Source organism: Pedobacter sp. 10L46_2 (assembly GCF_056395165.1).
In genome coordinates, this window is record NZ_JBFTIZ010000264.1 from 1 (window position 1) to 5,854 (window position 5,854).

Annotated in this window: 5 protein-coding genes; 2 read left to right on the forward strand and 3 right to left on the reverse strand. The window is 36.7% G+C overall.

What is annotated here, in order from left to right; translation table 11 throughout:
• Positions 1-155 precede the first annotated feature (155 nt).
• A complete protein-coding gene (locus AC1DDX_RS21660; protein WP_477622579.1) occupies positions 156-2,132 on the reverse strand; it encodes a DUF3857 domain-containing protein in 1,977 nt (658 codons plus the stop codon).
• A 151-nt stretch (positions 2,133-2,283) separates the two neighbouring features.
• Here AC1DDX_RS21660 and AC1DDX_RS21665 point away from each other — a divergent pair, with 151 nt between their 5' ends.
• A complete protein-coding gene (locus tag AC1DDX_RS21665; RefSeq protein WP_172663313.1) occupies positions 2,284-3,288 on the forward strand; it encodes a 3'-5' exonuclease in 1,005 nt (334 codons plus the stop codon).
• Positions 3,289-3,303: 15 nt separating this feature from the next.
• Here AC1DDX_RS21665 and queG read toward each other — a convergent pair whose 3' ends face one another.
• Positions 3,304-4,248, reverse strand: coding sequence for a tRNA epoxyqueuosine(34) reductase QueG (gene queG, locus AC1DDX_RS21670; RefSeq protein ID WP_337714887.1), 945 nt, complete (start codon positions 4,246-4,248; stop codon positions 3,304-3,306).
• Positions 4,249-4,324: 76 nt separating this feature from the next.
• Here queG and AC1DDX_RS21675 point away from each other — a divergent pair, with 76 nt between their 5' ends.
• Positions 4,325-4,534, forward strand: coding sequence for a hypothetical protein (locus AC1DDX_RS21675; RefSeq protein ID WP_172663311.1), 210 nt, complete (start codon positions 4,325-4,327; stop codon positions 4,532-4,534).
• A gap of 13 nt (positions 4,535-4,547) precedes the next feature.
• Here AC1DDX_RS21675 and ruvB read toward each other — a convergent pair whose 3' ends face one another.
• Complete coding sequence (gene ruvB, locus AC1DDX_RS21680) at positions 4,548-5,570, reverse strand: Holliday junction branch migration DNA helicase RuvB (protein WP_172663310.1); 1,023 nt, start codon at positions 5,568-5,570, stop codon at positions 4,548-4,550.
• Positions 5,571-5,854 lie beyond the last annotated feature (284 nt).

The following is a 5,854-nucleotide window of genomic DNA, read 5'->3' on the forward strand; positions in this document are numbered from 1 at the left end:
CGCATATCTACGGTAGTCTCCATGTTTCTGACTACGGCATTAGCACGACTTTTTAATGCAGAAGGAATGTTTTCTACATTATAATCTGGTTGCTCCTGAGCGTATCCCTTAAAGGCAACAGCAATAAAAATCAGAAGTAATAATCTCTTCAGCATTTACTTGGTTTTTTTAAATACAATATCAGTTTTTTGCGATTGTATAATACGGCTATAAAATTCTTTCAATGACAAGTAATCCTCAGATTCGTAAATAGGTTTATTGAATTGAAGCATCTCATTGAAAACAAAAGAATCGTCTTGCATTGATGTTGAGGCAAGATATTTCCCGCCATTTTCTGTCAGCGCCATCGACATATCTTTCGGTTTATCAATTACAGAAATATTAGCAGGAAGTTTAATGATCATGGTGATCCTTTCTTCGCTTGCCGCCCCCATATCAACAGGATAAGTCCTTTCATTTAAATTGAATGGGTTTTTAGTAATACGATTAATAAAGAATGGATTAAAGTATGATTGATCGGCATTTAAATTGTCAAAGACCTTCATTTCAATCTCATAGTCTTCTACCAGCGTGTTGTCCAGGCTATCTACATTTTCTATTGAATGTTTTAATATGTTTATTCCGGGCATTTGTTCGTCTAACTTTTCTACATACTCATCTACAGAGTTGGCTGCTACAATGCGCTGGCGTTTTTTAAGTGCAGCATACCCTAATGAGTAAGTAGTTAGTTTGCCCTTTAGTTTTCCATCTGCAGTTAATTCCGCATTAAGGACATACTTTGTAGACTCTTTTTGACTGGCTTTTAAATCGTACCAGTAAGATGGTTTCTTTAAATTAATAACCCTGCCATTTCCATTTATACAATGTAATGGAAGCAGGCCGAATGGTAACAGGGGTTCTGTTGCATCCAGTAAATAGCTTTTATCGCCAATATTAACCTTTGCAACCACATAATTAAAATCGCTGATCACCGGATAAAGGTTGTTAACTACCCCATTTGCCCTGGTTGATAATATTACGGCTTCAGCATCCAGATCTGCGGCGCTTAAAGCAGCAATTAATGCTAAATTTATATCTCCGGTATTTCCAGAGTGCTTTTCAAGAGCGGTTTTAATGTTATTCTCACTGTAAATACCAATGAAACCATTCATTTTTATATTCTTCCTAATGTAATTATAAATGGCTTTTGCCTTGCTTAAATCATCGCTGGCTTTGCCCAATATTTGAGGCATCAGCTCTTTAAAAACATCTTTTCGCTTCATTTGAGTGCCAAATGATTTGTCTGAATTTAATTCATAATCAACATCTTTCCAGGTCTTAGTGATGCTTTTTTTGCCACCATTAAGCATAACATAGTCAGAAAGCTCATAGTAAATGGCCGATCTGAAGTTACTTGGGGCAGTCATATAATCCTCTTCAATCAATGCCGGAACGTCCTTCATAATATAGGTCATTTTTGAACAGTCAATCTTATTTCCTGCAATCATTAAACATTCCTTCTTTATTTCTGCATTCTGCTTGGTAAGTTTCTGCGCCCCTCTTAACGAAACATTGTAATTATAGATAGCAGGGATATTGGCTATATATTCGCTGTGTAACTTTGGGATGTCTGATTGAAATTCCCATGTTTTAAAGTTGAAGATATAAGGCGAATGCAGTCGGTAGCTATATTCAATAATGCTTCCATCCATTAAGTTGGGCATCGTAAATTTTGTTAGCGAAACGTATTTGTTCTTTTTCTCATTGAATACTTGTTTCTTATCCAGCTCAGTTTTAACCAGCTGACCATTTACAATATTTATCGTAGTGGCTTTTAGTTCTTTAATTTCATCTTCATCATCCCGATATATCCTCAATGGAATTACAATATTTCCATGGTTAAAACCTTCTTTATTAAATATTTTAATGCGTACATGATATTCAAAATCAATGTAGGTTTTACCGGTTGCATTATCCAGCTGTACGGCTGTAGTGCCAAATTCTCTGATAACCATAGCATTAGCATTGCTATCTAGTTGCGTGTTTTTTAATTCAATATCACTTCCTGTAATTCTTGCATACTCAAAATCCTGAGCATAAGAATGACTAATCGAAAAAAACGATAAAAGAAGCGCAATGGAAAAAAGTTTCATAATGGAGCGATATTATATAGCAGTATTGATACAGCAAAGGAAATAAAAATATACATTAAAACCATTTGTTTCAGAATTTAATGCATTATCAAATAAGTTAAGGTTTAATGGATGATTTTTACGACTTTTGAAGAGCTACAAAATGTTAGAAATGAAATTATATTTAAATCGTCCGCTTGCTTTTTTTGATTTAGAAACTACCGGAGTTAATGTTGGTGCCGATCGTATCGTAGAAATTGCCATACTAAAAGCCATGCCTGATGGTTCGGAAGTAATTAAAACGCTACGTATTAATCCAGAAATGCCTATTCCTCTGCAATCATCTTTAATTCATGGAATTTATGATAAGGATATTGCAAACGAGCCAACATTTAAAGATGTAGCACAAGAACTTTCTGATTTTATTGGAGATGCTGATTTAGCAGGATATAACTCAAACAGATTTGATATTCCTGTATTGCTTGAAGAGTTTCTAAGGGCAGGAGTGGATTTTGATATGTCCGACAGGAAGTTTGTAGATGTTCAGAATATATTCCATCAAATGGAGCAACGTACCTTACGTGCCGCCTATAAATTCTACTGTGATAAAGATATTGTAAATGCGCATTCTGCAGAAGCAGATATCACTGCCACTTATCATGTCTTATTGGCTCAAATTGAGCGCTATAAGGACACAGAATTCGAGGATAAACAAGGTAACATATCCAAACCGGTTCAGAACAGTGTTGATGCCCTTCATACTTTTACAAATATGAATAAACCTGTGGATTTTGCAGGCCGAATGGTTTTTAATGAAGATAATGAAGAGATTTTCAATTTCGGAAAGCACAAGGGCAAAACTGTAGAGCAGGTTTTTGATACTGAACCTAGTTACTATGCCTGGATGAAACAAGGTGATTTTCCTTTATATACAAAGAAAAAGCTTGGTGAAATTTGGGATAGATGGAATAAAAAGAAGGAAAAGCTTAAACTTGAGAAACAGCAACAACAAGGGCAACAGTCGCAGGCTCCTAAGCAGGCACAACCGCATGTAGCAAATAAGCCTAACCCAAACCAGGCAAAGCCGGCATTTAAGCCTCAGCCTAAAAAGGAAAAACCCGCAGTTGATGTGACTAACGATATGTTGGAACAGCTAAAAATGAAGTTCGGGAAATAGAAAAAACTGCCTGAATTAATTATCAGGCAGTTTTTTTATGAAATCTATATTCCTGGTAAGTCCTTTGAATTTAGTCCTTTTAACCGCCGAGTTCTTAAATATATTTTTAAATACATCTTCAGTAATGTCGAGCCAGTCTTCCCGTTTCATGTTTAACAGGTTTTCTTTAGGCTGAAACTTCGGCTCAGAGTGAGGTACGGAAAATCTGTTCCAGGGGCATACGTCCTGACAAATATCACATCCGAACATCCAGTTCTCCATCTTATCATTAAAAGTATTAGGGATTTCATCCCTTAACTCTATCGTTAAATAAGAAATACACTTCTTTGCATCAATAATAAAGGGAGATAATATTGCATCGGTAGGACAGGCGTCTATACATTTGGTACATGTTCCGCAATGGTCGGTCTCAAAAGCATTATCATATTCCAGGTCTAAGTCTACAATAAGTTCGGCCAGAAAGAAGAATGAACCACTTTTTTTACTGATCAGGTTACTGTTTTTTCCGATCCATCCAATGCCTGCACGTTTTGCCCATGCGCGATCCAGAACAGGGGCGGAATCTACAAAAGCGCGCCCATTAACCTCGCCAATCTCTTCTGAAATGAAATTGAGCAATTGAAACAGCTTGTCTTTAATTACCAGATGGTAATCTGTACCATAAGCATACTTGGATATTTTTGGTGCATCAGGATCACTCTGTTGCTCTTCCGGGAAATAGTTTAGTGTTAGCGATATTACGGATTTTGAATCGTCAACCAATAATCTTGGGTCCAGGCGTTTATCAAAATGATTCTCCATGTAGGCCATTTCTCCATGGTAATTGTTATTCAGCCATTTCTCGAGCCTTGGCGCTTCCTCTTCAAGAAATTCAGCTTTGGCAATACCGCATTGCATGAAGCCTAAGCGAATGGCTTCATCCTTAATCATTTTGCTGTATTTTGCAGAATTACTGTTCATGAAATGCAAAGATAATCTTTGCTTATCAAACCTTTAAGTTCTTTAATTGTTTATTAAGTAACTAAAACTTAATATTATGGATAATGCAGATGTTAAACATTCAGAGGATCCACTAAAACCTCATAAGCCAATTGAGACGAACTACTCAAAGCATCAGGATGATCCGGGACCTTCACGTCAGGCTGTAGACGAATACGATAAAAACGGGGCTGCCCCAGTATTAAAATGGATAATTCCCATTCTTGTTGTTGCTTTGTTAATCTATTGGCTGTTTTTTAAAGGCTAATGAAGTATAATGATCAGAATAATTTACCTGTTTGGCCAGGAAAATTTCTTTTCAAATGCTTGTATGCTGCTTCAGTTGCTTCACGGCCACGAGAGGTACGCATTAAAAACCCTTCTTGTATCAGAAAAGGTTCATAAACTTCCTCAATGGTTCCTTCATCATCCCCAACTGCGGTAGCAATCGTTTTTAAGCCAACAGGCCCACCTTTAAATTTATCTATAATGGTGGTAAGAATTTTATTGTCCATTTCGTCCAAACCATGCTCATCAACATTTAGGGCATTAAGTGCATAGCGAGCAATCTCAGTATCGATCTTTCCGTTGCCTTTAATCTGGGCAAAATCCCGTGTCCGTCTCAATAATGCGTTGGCAATACGAGGTGTACCACGGCTTCTGCGTGCTATTTCGTAAGCACCTTCCTCAGTAATTGGTGTTTTTAGAATATCAGATGATCTTAAAACTATGGTTGTAAGTAACTTTGCGTCGTAATAAGCCAATCTGGAATTAATTCCAAACCTCGCCCTTAAAGGTGCAGTTAGCAAACCAGAACGGGTAGTTGCACCTACTAAGGTAAAAGGATTCAGACTGATTTGAACTGAACGGGCATTGGGTCCGCTTTCCAGCATGATATCAATCTTATAGTCTTCCATTGCAGAGTATAAATACTCTTCAACTAGTGGACTCAATCTGTGAATCTCATCAATAAATAGGATGTCGCCAGTATCCAGATTTGTAAGTAGCCCTGCCAGATCACCAGGTTTATCCAAAACAGGTCCCGACGTTATTTTAATGCCTACACCCATCTCATTTGCAATGATGTGAGAAAGTGTTGTTTTACCTAAACCCGGGGGGCCGTGTAATAAAACATGGTCTAATGGTTCTCCTCTTAACTTTGCAGCTTTTACAAAGATTTTGAGGTTTTCCATAATTTTCTCTTGTCCTGTAAAGTCCTCAAAAACTTGCGGACGCAGCACTTTCTCTATATCACGTTCAATAGGAGATAGGCTTTCAGAAGAAGGATCAAGATTTTCGTTCATTTATTTTTAATATAGTATTTAGTACTTAGTATTTAGTACTTAGACATGGTGTTAAACATCCAAAAATACATTTAAAATCAGATATATTAAATTCTATTCTGTAGCTTTCCTTTAATCTAAATACTAAGTACTACCTACTAAATACTAACTATATACTAAACTTGGCGGCAACTTTGGCTTCTTTAACACCTTCAGAATAGTTATAGAAGCCCTCACCAGATTTAATCCCTTTGTTGCCAGCAGTAACCATGTTTATTAATAAAGGACATGGAGCATACTTAGGA

What these genes read in the sequence shown, in the direction of transcription:
- AC1DDX_RS21660 (WP_477622579.1), bottom strand. Translation starts at nt 2,132, where the DNA reads ATGAAACTTTTTTCCATTGCGCTTCTTTTATCGTTTTTTTCGATTAGT.
- AC1DDX_RS21665 (WP_172663313.1), top strand. Translation starts at nt 2,284, where the DNA reads ATGAAATTATATTTAAATCGTCCGCTTGCTTTTTTTGATTTAGAAACT.
- queG (WP_337714887.1), bottom strand. Translation starts at nt 4,248, where the DNA reads ATGAACAGTAATTCTGCAAAATACAGCAAAATGATTAAGGATGAAGCC.
- AC1DDX_RS21675 (WP_172663311.1), top strand. Translation starts at nt 4,325, where the DNA reads ATGGATAATGCAGATGTTAAACATTCAGAGGATCCACTAAAACCTCAT.
- ruvB (WP_172663310.1), bottom strand. Translation starts at nt 5,570, where the DNA reads ATGAACGAAAATCTTGATCCTTCTTCTGAAAGCCTATCTCCTATTGAA.